The 19,218-nt window shown below is 70.9% G+C and carries 19 protein-coding genes; 5 read left to right on the top strand and 14 right to left on the bottom strand.

Annotated elements, in window-relative coordinates; all coding sequences use genetic code 11:
- Positions 1–10: 10 nt before the first annotated feature.
- Genes tsaE through glmS form a run of 5 tightly spaced genes read right to left on the bottom strand, consistent with a single transcriptional unit; the run spans position 11 to position 6,071 of the window.
- Entirely contained in the window at positions 11–481 is a 471-nt protein-coding gene (gene tsaE, locus ACLBW1_RS06580; RefSeq protein ID WP_447810826.1) for a tRNA (adenosine(37)-N6)-threonylcarbamoyltransferase complex ATPase subunit type 1 TsaE, read from the bottom strand.
- Positions 478–1,533 carry an alpha/beta fold hydrolase gene (locus tag ACLBW1_RS06575; RefSeq protein WP_447810824.1) on the bottom strand — a complete coding sequence of 352 codons (1,056 nt, stop codon included), beginning with the start codon at positions 1,531–1,533 and terminating at the stop codon, positions 478–480. The genes tsaE and ACLBW1_RS06575 overlap by 4 nt, the downstream gene beginning before the upstream one ends.
- A gap of 28 nt (positions 1,534–1,561) precedes the next feature.
- Positions 1,562–2,722 (bottom strand): alanine racemase, encoded by a 1,161-nt coding sequence (alr, locus tag ACLBW1_RS06570; RefSeq protein WP_447810823.1) that lies wholly within the window; start codon positions 2,720–2,722, stop codon positions 1,562–1,564.
- Positions 2,719–4,203, bottom strand: coding sequence for an NAD(P)H-hydrate dehydratase (locus tag ACLBW1_RS06565; protein WP_447810821.1), 1,485 nt, complete (start codon positions 4,201–4,203; stop codon positions 2,719–2,721). Before ACLBW1_RS06565 ends, alr begins: the two co-directional genes overlap by 4 nt.
- Positions 4,204–4,208: 5 nt before the next feature.
- On the bottom strand, positions 4,209–6,071 hold the full coding sequence (gene glmS / locus ACLBW1_RS06560; RefSeq protein WP_447810820.1) for a glutamine--fructose-6-phosphate transaminase (isomerizing): 1,863 nt from the start codon (positions 6,069–6,071) through the stop codon (positions 4,209–4,211).
- 63 nt (positions 6,072–6,134) lie between these two features.
- On the opposite strand from glmS, the gene ACLBW1_RS06555 reads away from it, so the two are divergent.
- The gene (locus ACLBW1_RS06555) at positions 6,135–7,010 is read left to right on the top strand and encodes a dienelactone hydrolase family protein (protein ID WP_447810818.1); all 876 of its coding nucleotides are present in this window, start codon (positions 6,135–6,137) and stop codon (positions 7,008–7,010) included.
- A gap of 297 nt (positions 7,011–7,307) precedes the next feature.
- On the opposite strand, the gene ACLBW1_RS06550 is transcribed toward ACLBW1_RS06555, so the two are convergent.
- The 8 genes from ACLBW1_RS06550 to ACLBW1_RS06515 all read right to left on the bottom strand — a co-directional run bounded on the left by ACLBW1_RS06550 (position 7,308) and on the right by ACLBW1_RS06515 (position 14,873).
- Positions 7,308–8,786: a hypothetical protein gene (locus ACLBW1_RS06550; RefSeq protein ID WP_447810817.1), complete on the bottom strand. Its 1,479-nt coding sequence runs from the start codon at positions 8,784–8,786 to the stop codon at positions 7,308–7,310.
- Positions 8,783–9,094, bottom strand: coding sequence for a type VII secretion target (locus ACLBW1_RS06545; protein WP_447810816.1), 312 nt, complete (start codon positions 9,092–9,094; stop codon positions 8,783–8,785). Before ACLBW1_RS06545 ends, ACLBW1_RS06550 begins: the two co-directional genes overlap by 4 nt.
- Before the next feature lie 113 nt (positions 9,095–9,207).
- The gene (locus ACLBW1_RS06540) at positions 9,208–9,900 is read right to left on the bottom strand and encodes an HAD family hydrolase (RefSeq protein WP_447810815.1); all 693 of its coding nucleotides are present in this window, start codon (positions 9,898–9,900) and stop codon (positions 9,208–9,210) included.
- A 42-nt stretch (positions 9,901–9,942) separates the two neighbouring features.
- Positions 9,943–11,295, bottom strand: coding sequence for a phosphoglucosamine mutase (gene glmM / locus ACLBW1_RS06535; protein ID WP_447810814.1), 1,353 nt, complete (start codon positions 11,293–11,295; stop codon positions 9,943–9,945).
- Positions 11,296–11,410: 115 nt separating this feature from the next.
- Positions 11,411–11,935 (bottom strand): 30S ribosomal protein S9, encoded by a 525-nt coding sequence (rpsI, locus tag ACLBW1_RS06530; RefSeq protein WP_447811170.1) that lies wholly within the window; start codon positions 11,933–11,935, stop codon positions 11,411–11,413.
- Positions 11,936–11,961: 26 nt separating this feature from the next.
- A complete protein-coding gene (rplM, locus tag ACLBW1_RS06525) occupies positions 11,962–12,405 on the bottom strand; it encodes a 50S ribosomal protein L13 (RefSeq protein ID WP_447810813.1) in 444 nt (147 codons plus the stop codon).
- A gap of 189 nt (positions 12,406–12,594) precedes the next feature.
- A complete protein-coding gene (locus tag ACLBW1_RS06520; protein ID WP_447810812.1) occupies positions 12,595–13,899 on the bottom strand; it encodes a type VII secretion-associated protein in 1,305 nt (434 codons plus the stop codon).
- 8 nt (positions 13,900–13,907) lie between these two features.
- Positions 13,908–14,873 carry a 4-hydroxy-3-methylbut-2-enyl diphosphate reductase gene (locus ACLBW1_RS06515; RefSeq protein ID WP_447810811.1) on the bottom strand — a complete coding sequence of 322 codons (966 nt, stop codon included), beginning with the start codon at positions 14,871–14,873 and terminating at the stop codon, positions 13,908–13,910.
- 114 nt (positions 14,874–14,987) lie between these two features.
- Between ACLBW1_RS06515 and ACLBW1_RS06510 the strand changes: the two genes are divergently transcribed.
- From ACLBW1_RS06510 to ACLBW1_RS06500, 3 genes are read left to right on the top strand one after another with little or no spacing between them, the layout of a single operon-like run.
- The gene (locus tag ACLBW1_RS06510; protein ID WP_447810810.1) at positions 14,988–15,899 is read left to right on the top strand and encodes a lipid droplet-associated protein; all 912 of its coding nucleotides are present in this window, start codon (positions 14,988–14,990) and stop codon (positions 15,897–15,899) included.
- Between the two features lie 49 nt (positions 15,900–15,948).
- A complete protein-coding gene (gene xseA, locus ACLBW1_RS06505) occupies positions 15,949–17,211 on the top strand; it encodes an exodeoxyribonuclease VII large subunit (protein WP_447810809.1) in 1,263 nt (420 codons plus the stop codon).
- A 2-nt stretch (positions 17,212–17,213) separates the two neighbouring features.
- Positions 17,214–17,504, top strand: coding sequence for an exodeoxyribonuclease VII small subunit (locus tag ACLBW1_RS06500; protein WP_447810808.1), 291 nt, complete (start codon positions 17,214–17,216; stop codon positions 17,502–17,504).
- Between the two features lie 20 nt (positions 17,505–17,524).
- On the opposite strand, the gene ACLBW1_RS06495 is transcribed toward ACLBW1_RS06500, so the two are convergent.
- Positions 17,525–18,109 carry a DUF4245 domain-containing protein gene (locus ACLBW1_RS06495; RefSeq protein ID WP_447810807.1) on the bottom strand — a complete coding sequence of 195 codons (585 nt, stop codon included), beginning with the start codon at positions 18,107–18,109 and terminating at the stop codon, positions 17,525–17,527.
- Positions 18,110–18,176: 67 nt separating this feature from the next.
- Between ACLBW1_RS06495 and glpX the strand changes: the two genes are divergently transcribed.
- Positions 18,177–19,190 (top strand): class II fructose-bisphosphatase, encoded by a 1,014-nt coding sequence (glpX, locus tag ACLBW1_RS06490; RefSeq protein ID WP_447810806.1) that lies wholly within the window; start codon positions 18,177–18,179, stop codon positions 19,188–19,190.
- Positions 19,191–19,218 lie beyond the last annotated feature (28 nt).

Below are 19,218 nucleotides of genomic sequence, written 5' to 3'. Positions count from 1 at the left end.
ATCGTCGAGCCTAGGCGAGGTCGGTCGACGCGCGCCAACCCCAGGTGATCGAACGCTCATCGGACTCCGGCGCCCGGTGCAGGCGCACGAGCAGATGACGATCGGTGAGTCGTTCGGCCACACCGGCGCCCCACTCGACGACGACCACGGCCGTGTCGAGTTCGGTGTCGAGGTCGAGGGCGTCGAGATCGGCGCGGACGTCGGAACCGGTGGTGCCCAGCCGGTAGGCGTCGACGTGCACGAGCCCGACGCCGTCGGGTGTCCCGGGCGGGTGCACACGGGCGATCACGAACGTCGGGGAGGTGATGCGGCCCTGCACGCCGAGCCCGGCACCGATGCCCCGGGTCAGCGCGGTCTTGCCGGCGCCCAACGGCCCGTCGAGGATCACCAGGTCACCGGCGGCCAACCCGCCGGCCAACTCGGCCCCGAGGCGCTCGGTGTCGAGCACCGTCGCCGCGGTCCGGGTCTCGTCGATGGTCATCGCGCCACGCTGCGTTGGACGAGTCGCTCGATCGCGTCGGTGATGACGTCGGGCTGTTCGAGCAGCACGAGGTGTCCGCAGTCGGGGACGCCGACGAGTTCGCTGCCGGGCAGCGAGGCGTGCAGGTCCACCGAGTTCGGCAGCGGGGTGAGCTTGTCCTCGTATCCGCAGGCGACCATCGTGGGCACACGACCCAGGACCGGGAGCGCGTCGGTCTCGTCGTGGCTCTCGAGCGAGCGGAGGAAGTTGACGACGGTGTCGATCGGGGTGCTCTGGATCATCGACGAGACGAATGCGCTCGTCGCCGGCGAGTGGAACGTCGACCCGAACGCCGCCGCGGTGAACATGGGCGACATGATCACGCGGGTCACCCCGCGCCCGGCCTGCACCGCGCGCGGCGCGGTCCGTACCGAGTAGCGGAACGCGTCGACCAGGGGGTTCTGCAGACCCTGCCCGAGGCCGGCCTCGGTGATGCCCTTCGCGGCGGTGGCGATGAGACCGACACCGATGATCCTGTCGGAGAACAGCTCCGGGCGCCGGGTGGCGAGTCCCATGATGGCCATCGCGCCCATCGAGTGCCCGACGAGGACGACCGGTCCGTCGGGGACCACGGCGCGGATCACCGCGGCGATGTCGGCGCCGAGCTGGGTGATGGTCGCGGTGTGGGCGGGTGCCGCGCCCGACTTCCCGTGCCCCCGGTGGTCGAAGAACACCAGGCGCACACGGTCGCCCCACACCGCCTCGAGACGTCGCCGCTGGAAGTGCCAGCTGGTCAGTCGCATCGTGAAGCCATGGGAGAAGACGACGGTCACGGGCGCGTCGGCCGGGCCCACCTCGCGAACGGCGAGCGGGACCCCGTCGTCGGCGGTCACGAAGCTCGCGTGGTCGGAGTAGATGCTGCGGAAGTCCTCCTCGGCATGCGGGTCGGCGCGGCGGGACGGCCGGCCCGTCAGGTTGCGGACCACCCCGCCGACGGTGACCACACCGAGCGCCGCGACGCCGGCGGCACCGGCGAGGATCCCGAGACGCTGGGGGCGTTGATCTCCACTCATGTCCGACTCCTCCTCTGTCCGATCGGTCTCACACCCGATTGTCGCGGGGTCCGCCACGATGCCGTCGCACCGTCCGCCCCCGTATGCCGCTCACGATCTCGTAGTCGATGGTGCCGATGGTGTCGGCCCATTCGGTGGCGGTCGGTCCTCCTCGTGCCCCGGTGCCGAACAGCTCGGCCCGATCTCCCTCGCGCACAGGGGTGTCGGCACCGAGGTCGACCACCATCTGGTCCATGCACACCCGTCCGACTCCCGGGTAGGTCCGGTCGCCGATGCGCACCCGCAGTCGATTCGACAGCAGGCGTGGCACACCGTCGGCATATCCGGCGGGGAGCAGGCCCAGCGTGGTGTCGCGCGGAGCGGTCCAGGTGTGGGCGTACGACACGCCCTGTCCCGCCGCGACGGCCTTCACCATCACCACCTCGGCCGTCAGCGTCATCGCCGGGATCAGCGGCAGATCGTCGAACTCGTGGGGAAGCGGGGAGAGCCCGTACACCGCGATCCCCGGTCGGACCATGTCGCGGGAGAGATCCGGGCGTGTCAGTGCCGCAGCGGAGTTGGAGATGTGCACCGTCCGCGGTGTCACCCCGCTGCGGCGCATCTCGGCGACACAGGCGTCGAGTCGCTCGGCCTGGGAGTCGTTGAGCGGGTGGCCGGGGGTGTCGCCGTGCGCGAGGTGACACATCATGCCGCTGAGCACGATCGATTCCTCGGCGACGGCCGTCGCGACGGCGTCGCGCAGGTCGGGCCACCCGGCCGGGCCGACACCGTTGCGGGCGAGACCGGTGTCGATCTTGATCGACACCGTCGCGGTGTCGCCGAGCGAACGTGCCGCGGCCACCACGGCATCGAGCTGCGCGGTCGAGGAGACGGCGATGTCGAGGTCGGCGGCGACGGCAGCCGCGAAATCGGTCGCCGAGGAGTGCAGCCACGCCAGGATCGGTGCGGTGACACCGCCGGCGCGCAGGGCGAGCGCCTCCCCCACCGTCGCGACACCGAGTGCGCGGGCGCCCGCGGCCACCGCGGCGCGCCCGACCTCCACCGCACCGTGCCCGTATCCGTCGGCCTTGACGACCGCCATCACGTCGCTACCCGCGCGCTCCCGCAACACGCTCACGTTGTGGGCGATCGCGTCGAGATCGATCACGGCCTCGAGCGCCGGCGTGGGTATCGCGGTGACCTCGGTCATCGGTGCCCGGCCCCGGCGCCGCGAAGAGCGCGGATCGCAGGCCGCACCGCGGCCAGCAGATCCGATGCGCCGATCGGTGCCCCCCGCCTGCCTTCGCGTGTGCCCTCATCGTGGTCGGCGTCGCCCAGCGCAGCCAGCTCGGCCGCCCGGGCGTGGACGCGGGCCGCCGACGCGGCGGCCAGCCGCGGGGTGAGCCCGGCCGCCAACAGCGCACCGGCGATGCCCGACAACACGTCTCCGGCACCGGCGGTCGCCGCCCACGACGATCCCGCGTCGTTGACCAGTGTCGGGCCCACGGCATCGGCGACGAGGGTCGCGCGGCCCTTGAGCAGCACCGTTGCGCCGAGGTCGGCCGCGAGTCCGGTGACCGCATCCACGCGATCAGCACCCACCGGATGTTCGGCGAGCCGGGCGAACTCCCCCGCGTGCGGCGTCACCAGGGTCGGCGCGGTGCGGTCGGTGACCCATGACCGGTGTTCGGAGACCACCGTGATGGCGTCGGCGTCGAGGAGGACGGGAAGGTCGGTGTCGAGCACGGCGTGCACGAGATCGGCGGCGCGCGCGTCGGTCCCGGCGCCGGGGCCGATGACCCAGGCCTGCACACGTCCGACATCACCGAGATCGTCGGCCTCACGCACCATGGACGCGACGATCTCGGGGTGTCGTGACACCACCTGGGAGGCAGCGGATCCGGCGTAGCGGACCATTCCCGACGTGGCGGCGACCGCGGCACCCGTGCACAGGACGGCGGCACCGGGGAAACGATCGGATCCGGCGACGACCCCGGTCACGCCTTGGGTGTACTTGTCGTCGGCGGGGCCGGGAACCGGCAACCCCCCACCGATCTCGGCGTCGTCGAGGGCGACGAGATGCGCTGCGGGGAGCTCGATGCCGATGTCGATGCACTCGATGCGACCACACCGGTGGGCCGCCAGCGCGTGGGCTCGGCGACGGGTACCGAAGGTGACGGTCACCTCGGCGCGGACCGACGGGTCGTGAACCTCGCCGGTGTCGGCGTCGACACCCGACGGGATGTCGACGGCGATGATCGGTGCGGTGACGTGCTCGAACGCCGCGGCGGCGGCCGGGCGCAGCGGACCCGATCCCCCGATTCCGACGACACCGTCGACGACGAGGTCGTGGTCCCCCGATGCCGTCGACACGACACGACCCCCCGCTCGACGCAGCGCGGCCAGGCCGCCGGGATGCGCGCGGTCGGGAACGATGAGCACGGCGTCGACGGCCACACCCCGGGCACGCACCAGCGCACCCGCGTACAGCGCGTCGCCCCCGTTGTCGCCGGCCCCGACGATCAGTGCCACCCGCGCCCCGTACACCGCGCCCCGTCGGCGGCGGAGTTCGGCGAGGACCACGCGCGCGAGTCCGGTTGCGGCGCGGCGCATCAGCACACCCGAGGCCAACAGGTCGCCGGTCGCCTGCTCGGCCGCCCGGATCTCGTCGGCGGTGTGAAAGCCGATCACACCAGCTACTCCACCGTGACCGATTTGGCGAGGTTCCTCGGCTTGTCGACGTCATACCCGCGCGCCTGCGCGACCGCGGCCGCGAACACCTGCAGCGGCACGGTGGAGACGAGCGGCTGCAGAAGGGTCGAGGTCACCGGGATCTCGATGAGGTGATCGGCGAACCCGGACACGGCGACATCCCCCTCCTCGGCGATGACGATGGTGCGGGCACCGCGCGCCTGGATCTCGCGGATGTTGCTGACCATCTTCGAGTGCAGCAGCGGGCGGCCACTGGGCGACGGCATCACGATGATGACCGGCAGCCCGTCCTCGATGAGCGCGATGGGGCCGTGCTTGAGTTCGCCGGCGGCGAAGCCCTCGGCGTGCATGTACGCCAGTTCCTTGAGTTTGAGTGCTCCCTCGAGCGCCACCGGGTAGCCGACGTGACGGCCGAGGAACAGCACGGTGCGCGCGTCGACGAGCGAACGGGCCAGCGCGCGAACGGGTTCGACGGTCTCGAGCACCCTCTCCACGGCGAGCGGCATCTGCTCGAGCTCACGGAACTCGCGTGCGACCTCGTCGGGGTACTTGGTGCCCCGCGCCTGGGCGAGCGCCAGTCCGACGAGGTACGCCGCGGCGATCTGGGCGAGAAAGCACTTCGTCGACGCGACACCGATCTCCGGTCCGGCGTGGGTGTAGAGCACGGCGTCGGACTCCCGCGGGATCTGCGCACCGTTGGTGTTGCAGATGGCCAACACCCGCGCCTTCTGCTCCTTGGCGTGCCGGACCGCCTCGAGGGTGTCCGCGGTCTCCCCCGACTGCGAGATGGCGACCACCAACGTGGAGCGGTCGAGCACCGGGTCGCGGTAGCGGAACTCGCTGGCCAGTTCGACCTCCACGGGCAGGCGGGTCCAGTGCTCGATGGCGTACTTGGCCAACATGCCCGCGTGATACGCGGTGCCGCACGCGACGACGAAGATCTTGTCGATGTCGCGCAGATCCTGGTCGGTGATGCGCTGCTCGTCGAGAACGATGCGGCCGTTCTCGAAGTGGCCGACGAGGGTGTCGGCGAGCGCCTGCGGCTGCTCGGCGATCTCCTTGAGCATGAAGAAGTCGTGGCCGCCCTTCTCGGCGGCGGCGAGATCCCAGTCGATGTGGAACGGGGTGCCCTGCTGCTCGACGCCCGCGAAGTCGGTGATGGTGTAGCTGTCGGCGGTGATGACGACCACCTGATCGTGTCCGAGTTCGACGGCGTCGCGGGTGTGCTCGATGAAGGCCGCGACATCGGACCCGACGAACATCTCGTTCACCCCGACACCGACCACCAGCGGGGTCGACCGACGAGCGGCGACGATAATGCCCGGGTGATCGGAATGGGTGAAGACCAGGGTGAACGCGCCTTCGAGGCGACCGAGGACGGCGTAGGCCGAGGCGACGAAGTCACCCGCGTTCGGGCCGTCGGCGTACTCGAGGTCAAGCATGTGGACCGCGGTCTCGGTGTCGGTGTCGGAGCTGAACTCGATGCCGGCCGACTCCACCTCGGCGCGTAGCGCGGCGTAGTTCTCGATGATCCCGTTGTGGACCACCGCGAACCGCCCGTCGCGGCTCACATGTGGGTGGGCGTTGCGGTCGGTGGGCCGCCCGTGGGTCGCCCACCGCGTGTGACCCATCCCGCTGGTGCCCGCGAACGCCTCGCGTCCCACGGTCGCGAGCTGCTTGTCGAGGTTCTCGAGCCGACCGGCCTTCTTCTCGACCGCGGTGTGACCGGCTCCGTCGAGAATCGCGACGCCCGCGGAGTCGTATCCGCGGTACTCCATCCGGCGCAGGGCCTCCACGACGATCTCCAGGGCGTCCCGGTGACCCACGTATCCGACGATTCCGCACATTCGACACAGGTTACCGGGGGTCGGGCGGCACACCCGGCACCCCGGGTGTCATAGGGTCGAGCCGTGACCTCGGTGAAGAAGTTGTTTGCGCAGCTGTCCCGACGCGGACCGCACCGTGTGCTGCGGGGCGACATGGCCATCGTCGGCCTCCCGGGCCTCGTCTACACACCCGAATCGGGCAACGATCTCCCCGGCGTGGCGTTCGGTCACGGGTGGCTCACCCACAGCAGGCAGTACCGCGACACCCTCGAGCACCTCGCCTCGTGGGGCATCGTGGTGGCCGTTCCCGACACCGAGCGCGGTCCCCTGGCCTCGGACCGGGCGCTCGCCGTCGACCTCGAGACCACGCTGCAGATCATCTCCAGCGTCCGTCTGGGCTCCGGCGCGATCACCGTGCACCCCGAGCGGCTCGCACTGGCCGGACACGGTCTCGGCGCGTCGGCCGCCGTCCTCGCCGCCGGCGACTCGCAGCGGGCGCGGGCGTTGGCCGCTCTGTTCCCCGCGCCGACCGGGCCGGCGGTGTTGCCCGCCGCACACCGCGCCCGGGTACCGGCGCTGATCCTCGCGGCGCCGAAGGACCTCGACGGCATGACGTCCAACGCGCTCGCACTGCGTAACGCACTCCAGGGCGACCAGGTCGCACTGCGCACGGTCCCGAAATCGAGCAACCGTGGTCTCGCCGAGGGGTTCAGCGTTCGCAAACGCCTGGGTGACGGCTCGGACCACGCGAAGACCCAGAAGGCGACCCGGGCGATGCTCACCGGGTTCCTGCTCGCGCATCTCGGTGGCACCGCGGCTCGCGGCAAGACCGCGATCGGCGATTCCACCTACTCCGATTTCGCCGATCCCTCCGTCGAGATCGGCAAGCTCCAGACGGTCGATCCCGCCGACGTCGAGATCGACACCACCGACCCGATCACGCGGCTGCTGCGCAGCTGACCGCCCGGACCCGGGGACACCCGGGCCTCCGTCACCGCCCTCCGGAGCCCAGGATCGGCCGTCGACGGCGTACGTCCGCGCTGTTCCCGCCCCGATCATTCGTGTCACGGTCACGACCGTCCCGATCGCGGTCGGTCCGGTCGTCGGCGGGATCGTCATCCGCGGCACCGGCGTCGGGAGGCGGCGGTTCGCGCCACGCCTGCGCGGCCGTGAGCGACGCGCGATCGTGCCGGGTTCGTTCGCGTTCCAGTGTCGCGGTCGCCGACCGCAGGATCTCCTCGATCTGATCGGCGGGCCTCACCGGTCACCGGCCAGTGCCAGGCCACCGTCGTCTCCGGGGTCGGGACTCGCCTGCGGCGAACGGTTCGTGTCGGCGGCCGGCTCGTCGACGCGGTCCGGTCGGTCTCCCGATCCGCTCCCGGGGCCGGGCGCGACGACCGGATCGGTCTGCGCCGGGGCCTCGGGACGCGGTGCGACATCGGCGTTGTCGTCGACACCGGCATTCGGCGCCACCGGAGGCGGTGCCGGCACAGGTGATGTCGGGGCAGGCGTCGGCGCGGGTGTCGCCGTATCCGGCGGAGTGCGGTCGTCCGCGCCGGTCGGTTCTGCGGTCCTCGGCCGCACGTCGTCGGGCACGACGTCGCGCGGACGATCCGGTTCACCGGGATCGCGGTCCCGCTCGTGATCGAGATCGAGGTCGAGGTTCAACGACAGCGTCGGTCCCGATTGCGTGGAGGCGTCGGGCACGAGTCCCCCGTGACCGTGATCCTGCGGACCGCCGAGCGCCTCGACGGCGAGGTTCAGGACGGCGCCGACACCGCCGACGGCGGCCATCCCCACCGCTGATGCCGACGCCACCGCGGCCTGGGCCAGCGCCGACACCAGCGGTACCGGGTCGACACCGCCCATCGGTGCCGCGCGGGCCGTCCCGGCCGACGAGAGGGCGGGCTCGGCGACCCGAGCCGTCTGACCCCCGCCGGCGTGGTCGGCGGTCCGCGGTGCTGATCGCGACACGGACCCGCCGGCGGGCGGCGCGACCGCCATGTCGGTGCGCTGTGGCTCGGTGCGCGGCGGTCGGGCACGGGTGTCGTCGCGGTGGGAACGGGGTCGACCTGCCGTCACCGTGAGACCGTCCGGGTACGGCGGCCGGGCCCGCAGCCCCTCGAACGACGCGGCGAGCACGGTCAGGATCTCGCCGACCGCGGTGTCGGCCACGTCGACCGCGGCGCGGAAGAGCGCTGTCTTCGCGGCGATGTCGGATGCGATCGCATCGCGATTCTCCTCGGCATCGGCGAGGGTGATCCCGGTCATCGGACGACCCGCGACGAGATCGGTCGCGATGGCGGCGATGGAGAGGTACTTGGCCACGAGCACCTTCGACAGCGCTGCGGCCGTGGCGTCGACGGTGGTGGCGATGTCACGCATCTGTTCGATCGCGTCGTCGGCCCGCGCGACATGTTGGTCGAGTGCGCGGCCCGCGGCGTCGGACGCCACGCCGGTCCACACCGATGGCAACCGGTCGCCGACGGCGTCGACGGTCCGGGTGGCCTCATCCGCGACCGCGACGGCCGACCGCAGGCTCGACGCGTCCCGCACGAGCGCCGACACGTCGATGCCCTCGGTCACACCGAACCGGGCGGCGAGGTCGGCGTCGGACGGGACCGGGATTCCCACGGCGAGGGCGATGGGGCGGACGGCGGCGAACCAGTGCAGCCCGGCGGTCGCGGCGGGACGCAGCGTGTCGACGCGACTGTCCATGAACCGGGCGGTGGTCATGGCGGTCCGGCCGTACCGATCCGGCGGCCCGCGCCGGTGTCGACGTCGGTGAGAACGGAAGCCGCCGTGCGTGATCCGTGGGCGAGGCGTTCGGTCGACGCGCGCATCGCCACAATCTCGCCGTGCAGCGCGGCCATGCCCACCACGTAGGCCTCGGCGTGGTCGGCGTAGGCGGCCCCGACCGATCGGGCGCCGAACGCGGGCGCGTCGACGACCCGGGCGGCGGCGGTGAGCGACCCGGTGACCCGGTGCATCTCGTCGGCCAGCTCCACGACTCCGCCGACGTCGATCCGCAATGACTCGTCCATGTCCGCCGTCCCCCAGTGCCTGCTCTGCCGCCGCTTGTTCGTTCGACGATGATAGGACGCCGAACGGGCCCGATGGGTTCCCCTGAACGGACGAGATCGGTCGGACGAGCGCGTCAGACGATGTGCGACGCCTCGAGTGCGTCGAGAAGCGCATGCGGACGGTCGTCCACCGGTAGCGGCTCGACCAGGGCGAACGAGCACCCGACACCGCGCGCACCGCCGTCGGCCTCCTCGCTGTCGCCGATCATCAGTGTCTGCGCGGGGTCGACGTCGAGGCGATCGGTCGCGAACCGGAAGATGCCCACGTCGGGCTTGGTGATCCCGACCTCGTGCGACAACGCCCACACGTCGATGAGGTGGTCGACGCCGTGGAGCGCGAACACCGCGCGCAGGTCGAACGCGATGTTGCTGACGATCCCGACGGCGATGTCGCGGTCGGCCAGGAGCGTCAGCGCCGACACCGTGTCGGGGTAGGGATCCCACGACTCCGGTGCGAGGACCCGCTCGTACAGGGATTCGGCGTGACCGGGCACAGCGAGCCCCGATGCGCGCAGCACCGCGAGGTAGGCCGCCCGGTGCAGAGCCGGATCGAGATCGCGACGCAGCCAGGCCGCGCGCATCTCGTCGTCGAGTTCGGCGGGGACGCCGGTGGGGGCGGTCATGCGACGGATCAGTTCGGCCTGCAGGTGCCCGTCGATCGGCGCGCCGTCCTCGTCGTGCAGCTCGGCGAACCACTCCGCCCGCTCGGTGAAGCGGAACAGGGTGCCCGAGAAATCGAAGAGCACCGCCGCGGGCTGCCCGGTCACCGACCGACCATCATCCCGGTCATCGACCGACCGTCGGTTCTGTCATCGACCGACCGACCCGACGACGTCGGCGATCCGCCGGGCGATGCTGTCGGCCTCGTGTGCGGTGCCGGCCTCGACCATCACGCGGACGAGTTGCTCGGTTCCCGACGGACGCAGCAGCACCCGCCCGGAATCGCCGAGTTCGTCGCCGGCGGTGCGCACCGCCTCGCGCACCGATGCCGCACCGGCGACGGCGTCCTTGTCGGCGACGGGGACGTTGATGAGGATCTGCGGCAACGTGGTGATCACCGACGCCAGGTCGGCCAGATCACGACCGGTCTCGGCCATCCGCGCCATCACCATCAGTCCGGTGAGGATGCCGTCGCCCGTGGTCGCGAACGACGGGAGCACCACGTGCCCGGACTGCTCACCGCCCAGGGCGAACGAACCCGAGCGGAGTTCCTCCAGCACGTAGCGGTCGCCGACAGCGGTGGTGCGCAGATCGATGTCGGCCGACCGCATCGCGATGTGCAACCCCAGGTTGCTCATCACGGTGGCGACAAGGGTGTTGTGCGCCAACGTGTTCGCCTCTTTCATCGCCACCGCGAGCACCGCGAGGATGGCGTCGCCGTCGACCACGTCGCCGGTCGCGTCGACGGCGAGACAGCGATCGGCGTCGCCGTCGTGGGCGAGACCGATGTCGGCACCGTGCTCGATGACGGCCTTGCGGATCACGTCGAGGTGGGTCGACCCGCAGCCGTCGTTGATGTTGAGGCCGTCGGGCTCGGCGTTGAGGGCGATGACCGTGGCACCGGCCGCGCGGTAGGCGGCCGGGGCAGTGAGACTCGCTGCGCCGTGGGCACAGTCGACCACGACGGTGATGCCGTCGAGCGCCGACGGCACCGCCTTCGCCAGGTGGTCGAGGTAGGGGCGTGCGGCGTCGCGGGCGTCGAGGATTCGACCGATGTTCGCGCCCACCGGTCGTGTCACTGCGTCCGCCGGTTCGGCGATCACCGCCTCGATGCGTTCCTCGAGGTCGTCGGCGAGCTTGTGGCCGCCGGCGGCGAAGAGCTTGATGCCGTTGTCGGGCATGGGATTGTGCGATGCCGAGATCATCACGCCGAACGCGGCGCGGTGATGGTCGGTGAGGAACGCGACTGCGGGTGTGGGCAGCACACCGATGCGGAGCGCATCGACCCCTGCGGCGGCGAGCCCGGCGCACACGGCGGCCTCGAGCATCTCACCGGAGGCGCGCGGATCACGTCCGACGACCGCGAGGGGACGGTCGGCGGGCTCGTCGGCCGGTGCGGCCAGCACGCTCGCGGCCGCACGGGCCACGCTCACGGCGAGTTCGGGTGTGAGATCGGCGTTGGCGAGGCCGCGTACGCCGTCGGTGCCGAAGAGTCGTCCCATGGGGTGCCCCTGTTCGATCGGGAGAAGAGGTGTCGCAGAAAGCACTCGAGCAGGTGTCCAGAGGATCCTGAACACCTGCTCGGTGCAGGCGGTGATCAGCGCACAGGCGCCGAGATCAACGCTTGGAGTACTGCGATGCCTTGCGGGCCTTCTTGAGGCCGTACTTCTTGCGCTCCACCGCGCGGGGGTCACGGGTGAGGAACCCGGCCTTCTTGAGCGCGGGACGATCGTCGGGGGCGACCTCGATGAGGGCGCGGGCGATCGCCAGACGCAGCGCGCCGGCCTGTCCGGACGGTCCGCCGCCGACGAGCTTGGCGTGGACGTCGAAGGACTCGGTGCGCTCGACGATGACCAGCGGGGCCTTGATCAGCTGCTGGTGCACCTTGTTGGGGAAGTACGCCTCCAGGGTGCGGCCGTTCAGCGTGAACTGGCCGGAGCCGGGGGCCATCCGCACACGGACGACGGCCTCCTTGCGGCGACCGACGGTCTGGATCGGACGGTCGAGGTGGATGGGCGCCGGTGCCGGGCTGTCGTCGAGGGCCTCGGTGCCGGTGGCCTCGTCGACCACGTAGTCGTCGGTCGCGACCTCGGCCGCGGCCACGTCGACCGGGGTGTACTCACCGGCGACGGCATCGCCGATGGTGTTCTCGGTGGCTTGGGGCTCGGTCACTGGGACACCTGCTTGATCTCGAAGGGAGCGGGACGCTGTGCCGCGTGGGGGTGGTCGGGGCCGGCGTAGACCTTGAGCTTGCCGAACATCGCCCGGCCCAGCTTGGTCTTGGGGAGCATCCCGTTGACGGCCTTCTCGATCACGCGCTCGGGATGGGTCTCGAGCAGCTGTGTGGTGGTGCGCGAGGTGAGGCCACCGGGGAAGCCCGAGTGCCGGTAGTTGAGCTTGCGATCGGCCTTGTTGCTGGTCAGCACGATCTTCTCGGCGTTGATGATGACGACGAAGTCGCCGCCGTCCATGTGCGGGGCGTAGGTCGGCTTGTGCTTGCCGCGCAGCAGATGTGCGGTCTGCACGGCGAGCCGGCCGAGCACCACGTCGGTGGCGTCGATGACGTGCCACGCGTGCGTGATGTCACCGGCCTTCGGGGTGTAGGTGGACACAGGTGTTCCATTCCGTTGGTGTGGAGCTGGTCGGATGCGACGGCGGGGTGATTCCCGGCGACCAGTGGGGACCCGGGGACCCGGTTCGCCCCGCGTTGCGGGGTGCCGCGCACCAGCGGTTCAGAGTACGGGGTCGCCCCGGGCCGGTCAAAACGCCTCGATGGGCGCCTCACCTGGACCGATGCCGCCTCAGCGCAGCGGCGCGATGGTGACCGAGCCGACCGCGGCGGCACAGGCGTCGTCGATCGACTCGCCTCGGGTGCCGGGCTGGCATCCGACGCTGACCTGCAGCGCCGACGAGACCATCACGTACCACCGGATCGCGGCGCCCGACCCGGGAGTCTCCCGGTAGCTGATCACGTCGCGGTCGGCGTAACGGGTGACCGGCGAGAACTCCGACACCGTGTCGCCGCCGCTCTGCCGCAATCGGTTGCGGAGGCTGGTCGCGACCGTGGTCGGGGTCGAGTCGATCCGCACCGCGTTCTGCACGACGATGATCCGCCGGTCGTCGGTGCGCGCGGCAAACGTGGTGAAAGGGATGGCACCGGTGTCGTCGACGGCGTCGCTCGAGCGGCGCCAGTCGACGGGCACCACCATCGACACCCGCCCCACGTCGGCGCGGACCGACGTCGCCGGCTCCGCGGTCGCCGAGGTCGAGTCGTCGTCGGATCCACCGAAGGCCACCGTTCCCGCGACGATCGCGGCGACCGCCGCCACCACGGCGACCGCACCGGCCACGAGGGTGCGACGCCTCGGCCGGTGGACGCCGGCGGTGTCGGGTGGTCGCGGCGGCGGGCTCGACGGGAGCACCTCCCCACCGAACCGATGGACCAGCGCGCGTTCCACCGCGGCGACACGGCCGGTCGGGGTCGCGTCCTCGAACAGGTGGATCGCCGCGGCGAGGCGGTCGCGGTGGTCCCCGTCGACGAGGATCGCCTCGACGGTGTCGTCGACCAGGTCGCCGACGACCGCGGGGTCGCCGGGATGGTCGAGGACGTCGGTCCGCGTCACCCGCCATCCGTCGTCGTCGCGACCGACGCGGTGGACATCGAGGCGGCCGTCATGACTCTCGGCGACCACGCAGACCCGCGCCGATGGCTCGAGGTGGGTCGCCGCCACGAGGACGGCACGTGGCGTGGCGTGCACGCGGGTCGAGGTTCCGGCGCGCTCGACGACGGTGCGCGCCGCGTCGATCACGATCCCGACGCGGCGACTCCCCCACGTGGTCGGGTGGGCGATCGTCAGCGACTCCGGCAGATGCGGCCCGAGGACATCACCGATCGCCTGTGCCCAGGCGTCCCCGATCCGTCGCCGTGCGCCGTGGAGCAGGACGTGATCGCTGTCGATCGACTCGATGAGCGTGCCGACCCGCATCCCGGGGCGGCCACCCACCTCGAGGCGCGCGTAGGCGACATCGACGACGGTCGACCGCTCGACCGTCGTCGTGTGGCGGTCATCCCGGTCCCGGGTTCGTTCGTGGGCGTCCCCCGACACCGCTGCCCTCAGCCCGCGCTGCGGGCCGGTCGCAGTTCGCGCGGCAGTGCGAAGGTGAGCGTCTCGTTGGCGGTGGTGACCGTCTCGATGTCGGCGTACCCGTGCTCGGCGAGCAGGTCGAGGACTCCGCGGACCAGCACCTCGGGGACCGAGGCGCCCGACGTCACGCCGACGGTCTGCACTCCCTCGAGCCACGCGAGGTCGACGTCACGGGCGTAGTCGACGAGGTGGGAGGCGGTGGCGCCCGCCTGCAGCGCCACCTCGACCAGCCGGACCGAGTTCGAGGAGTTGGTCGACCCCACGACGATCACCAGATCGCACTGCGGCGCCATCGCCTTGACCGCCACCTGACGGTTCTGGGTGGCGTAGCAGATGTCGTCGCTGGGCGGATCCTGCAGCTGCGGGAAACGCTCGCGCAGTTTGTGCACCGTCTCCATGGTCTCGTCGACCGACAGCGTGGTCTGCGACAGCCAGATCACCTTCGACTCGTCGCGCACGGTGACGCCCTCGACGCTCTCGGGACCGTCGACGAGCTGGATGTGCTCGGGGGCCTCGCCCGCGGTGCCCTCGACCTCCTCGTGACCTTCGTGGCCGATGAGCAGGATGTCGAAGTCGTCGCGGGCGAACCGCTTGGCCTCCTGGTGGACCTTGGTGACCAGCGGGCACGCGGCATCGATGGTCCGCAGGTTGCGTTCCGCGGCCGAGGCGTGGACCGCCGGGGACACACCGTGGGCCGAGAACACCACGAGCGCACCCTCGGGCACCTCGTCGGTCTCCTCCACGAACACGACGCCCTTCTCGGTCAGGGTCTCGACCACGTGGCGGTTGTGGACGATCTCCTTGCGGACGTACACGGGCGCCCCGTGCTTCTCGAGTGCCCGCTCGACGGTCTCGATGGCGCGGTCCACGCCGGCGCAGTAACCGCGCGGCTCGGCCAGCAGCACTCTCTTGGTGGGCTCGGCAGTGGTCGTCATACCCGCCAGCCTACGGCCCCTCCCGGGCGCCGGGGCTCCGGCGGAGCCGATGCGCACCGCACCTCGACCACCCCGTCAGTGGTCACGGCCGCGGTGATGAGGCAGAGTTGAGCCATGTTTCGCCCACCGTTTGCGGCTCGAGTGGTCACCGGTCTGATAGTGACCGCGATCGAGGAGACGAAAAAGCTTCCCACCACCGCGGTCACGCTGCCCATGACCGCCGTTAGTTCCACGGTGCAGGCCGCCATGCGGATGCAGCAGAACATCGCCGAGCTCGCCATCAAGGGCGACGAGGTGTTCGACACCCTCTTCCATCGCGCCGAGGAGAAGCCCGAGTGGGCGACCTTCGACGACGACGACGCGTTCGTGGACCCGCGTCCGACGCGCGTCGACCGCTCCCCCGCCGCCGATGACGGCGATGATCAGGGCGACGATCGAAGTGCGGGTGCCTCCCGGGACGCCGACTCCTCGTCGGAACCCGAGAAGGACGGGGACGAGAAGGACGGTCGCGCGACCGTGACCCCCATCTCGGCGGCGCCGGGTGCCGCGACGGTCACCCCGGCCGACATGCCCGAGCACCAGGCCGAGACGGTAGAGCCCACCCCGCCGGTGAAGAAGGCCCCGGCGAAGAAGGCCCCGGCGAAGAAGGCGGCGGCCAAGGCCCCGGCGAAGAAGGCACCGGCCAAGAAAGCGCCCGCGAAGAAGGCCGCCCCGAAGGCCCCGGCCGCATCCGACGACGACGCGGGCACCACCGGCAAGGGACGGTTCGCGCTGTACAGCTCGGCCCCGGAGACCGTGCTGCAGTCCGATGTCGAGTCCTCGCCCGCCGCCCCGGCGGCCGATGCCCCCGAGATCGTCGAGTTCCTCGACTACGACACCCTCACCCTGGCCCAGCTGCGCGCGAAGATCCGTTCGGTCGACCTCGACGATCTGAAGGCGCTCGCCGACTACGAGCGCGGCCACCGTGGGCGTGCCCCGTTCCAGACGATGCTCGACAACCGGATCACCGCCGCATCGGCGAAGTGATCCGCGTGGACGCCACCCTCGCCGTTCCTCGAACCTGCTCCTGCACACGGTGACCGCGCCGGGCAAGTCCACACCGGAGGCGCCGTGGCCGGTACGGACCCTCAACGCCAAGATCGGCGACTGGATCCACCGTCTCGGGCAGGTGTGGGTGGAAGGTCAGATCACCCAGATCAGCCTGCGGCCGGGGACGAAGACGGCGTTCCTGCAACTGCGCGACCCGTCGGCCGACATCTCGCTGACCATCACGTGCTCGCCGACGGTGATCGACCGCTGCGAGGTGCCGCTGACCGAGGGTGCCCGCGTCATCATGGCCGGACGGCCCAGCTTCTACGCCGGCCGGGCGACGATCTCGTTGCGGGTCACCGAGATCCGTCCCGTCGGCATCGGGGAACTCCTCGCACGTATCGAGCGTCTGCGACGCCTGCTGGCCGCCGAGGGACTGTTCGAACAACGACTCAAGCGACCGCTCCCCTTCCTCCCGCACGGCGTGGGTGTGATCACCGGTCGGGCGAGTGCGGCCGAGCGCGACGTGGTGAGCGTGGCCCAGGGGCGTTGGCCGTCGGTGCGGATGATGGTGCGCAACACGCCGGTTCAGGGACCGACGGCCGTCCCGGCGATCCTGAGGGCACTCGCCGACCTCGACGCCGATCCGTCGGTGTCGGTCATCGTCATCGCCCGCGGTGGCGGCTCGGTGGAGGATCTGTTGCCGTTCTCCGACGAGGCCCTGTGCCGCGCGGTGTCGCAGGCCCGCACGCCGATCGTCTCCGCGATCGGCCACGAACCCGACCACCCGCTGCTCGATCTGGTGGCCGATCTGCGCGCCGCCACCCCGACCGACGCGGCCAAACGCGTGGTCCCCGACGTCGCCGCGGAGCTGGCCCTGTTGGCTGAACTGCGCACGAGATGTGCCGGAGCCCTTCGGAACTGGGTGTCGCGGGAACAACACGGTCTGGCCGGCCTGCGCGCACGACCGGTACTCGCCGATCCTCTGCGCATGATCGACGAGCGCGAGGCCGGCATCGAGCGCGCCCGTGGGGAACTGCGTCGCGAGGTCGCGCGCTTCGTGGGTTATGAGGAACAGCGGATCGAGAACCTGTCGTCACGGGTGGCCACGCTGGGACCTGCACAGACACTCGCCCGCGGTTATGCGGTGGTGCAACGCATCTCCGGCGACGAACCCCCGCACGTGGTCGGCTCGGTCGACGACATGCCCATCGGGTCGCAGATCCGGGTCCGCGTGGCCGACGGCGCCATGCGCGCCGCGGTCATGCAGGCCGCAGACAAACCCATCACCCGACGTGAGGACCGCTGACCATGGCCACCGGAAAGCCCGACACCGCGACCGATGACGACGCGGAGGGGGCGATCGAGTCGCTGGGCTACGAGCAGGCGCGCGACGAGTTGATCGGTGTGGTGCGCACCCTCGAGCAGGGTGGCCTCGATCTCGATGCGTCCCTGACGTTGTGGGAGCGCGGCGAGGCGTTGGCGCGTCGGTGTGAGGAACATCTCGAAGGTGCGCGTGAACGGATAGAGACCGCCCTGGGCGATGTGGACGCCGACACCGCCGACGGTGATCTCGAGGACGACGACGACCTCGACGACTGAGTGTCGCCCGCCGAGGTGGTTCAGCCCGTCGGTACGGGCAGCGCGGTGCGCGGGACGACGGGTGCGGACAGCACGGCCATGGCCATCGTCGTGAAGTCCCCGTCGCCGCCCTTGCTGTAGAGCCCGATCCGGACGTCGCCGAGGTTCGCGACCCAGATCGATCGGTCGTTGTCGGTGCGGTACTGCACCCACTGCTTCTCACCGACCACGATGGTGCCGCGACCCAGGGCCTGGCCGGGTGACAGGTAGCCCACCAGCGAGTCCTCGGGGGCGTTGGTCTGGCTGAGCTGCATGTACGCACCGTCGGTGGTGATGTATCCGGTGTTGCTCACCGAGGTGGAGTCGATGCCTGCGGTGCTGCCGGTGTTCGGCTTCCACCCCTGCGGCGTATCGGGCAGACGCACCGGGAACGGCAGCGACGCGGCGTTCGCGGTGAGGCCGGCGCGCACGTCGTAGGCGGGCGTCTTGTCGTCGCTCGCACCGCCGGTGAGACCCACCGAGCAGTTGCCGGAGACGACCGCGATGATCGCGCAGATCGCTATGAGCGGTATCAGCGACCAGATCATGTCCTTGTGATCGGTGAGGATCCGGGGTTTGGCAGCCACGAGACCAGTATCCACCCCCTCGTGACAGGATTAGCCCACCACACCAGACGACCGCAGGAGGCCGTAGATGTCCACCCCCACCCGTACCCCGCAGGCCCCGGACCGCAACCTGGCCATGGAACTGGTGCGTGTGACCGAGGCCGCGGCGCTGGCCGCAGGCCGGTGGGTGGGTCGCGGCGACAAGAACGGTGGCGACAAGGCCGCGGTCGACGCGATGCGCGAACTGCTGTCGACGGTGTCGATGCGTGGCGTCGTGGTCATCGGCGAGGGCGAGAAGGACGAGGCGCCCATGCTCTACAACGGCGAGGAGGTCGGCAACGGCGCGGGCCCCGAGGTCGACGTCGCCGTCGACCCGATCGACGGCACCACCCTGATGGCCGAGGGCCGTCCCAACTCGATCGCCGTCATCGCGGTCTCCGAGCGCGGCACCATGTTCGACCCGTCGGCGGTGTTCTACATGGAGAAGATCGCCGTCGGTCCCGAGGCCGCCGGGTCGATCGACATCACCAAGCCCGTCGAGTGGAACGTGCGCGCCGTCGCCGACGCGAAGGGCATCGAGGTCGGTGACGTGACCGTCGTCGTGCTCGACCGTCCCCGCCACGCGGACCTGATCGGTGAGATCCGCGCGGCCGGCGCCAAGGTGCGACTCATCTCCGACGGCGACGTGGCCGGTGCCATCGCCGCGGCCGGCGAGTACAGCTCGGTCGACATGCTGATGGGCATCGGTGGAACGCCGGAGGGCATCATCACCGCGGTGTCGATGAAGTGCATGGGCGGCGAGATCCAGGCCCGCCTGTGGCCGCGCGACGACGAGGAGAAGCAGAAGGCCATCGACGCCGGACACGATCTCGGTCGCGTGCTCAAGACCGACGACCTCGTGAGCGGCGAGAACATGTTCTTCTGTGCCACCGGCGTCACCAACGGCGACATGCTTCGCGGTGTCACTTACCGCCGCAACGGCGCCACCACCCGGTCGTTGGTCATGCGGTCGAAGTCGGGCACCATCCGCCACATCGAGGGCGTGCACCAGTTGGCGAAGCTGCGCGAGTTCGCCTCGGTCGACCTCGGCCCCGGCGACTGACCGCTGCCGCCGTGGCCAGGGCTGTCGC

It is taken from the genome of Williamsia sp. M5A3_1d (assembly GCF_053345315.1).
The sequence above is the reverse complement of the archived record's forward strand: the minus strand, read 5'-3'. Positions and strand labels throughout refer to the sequence as shown.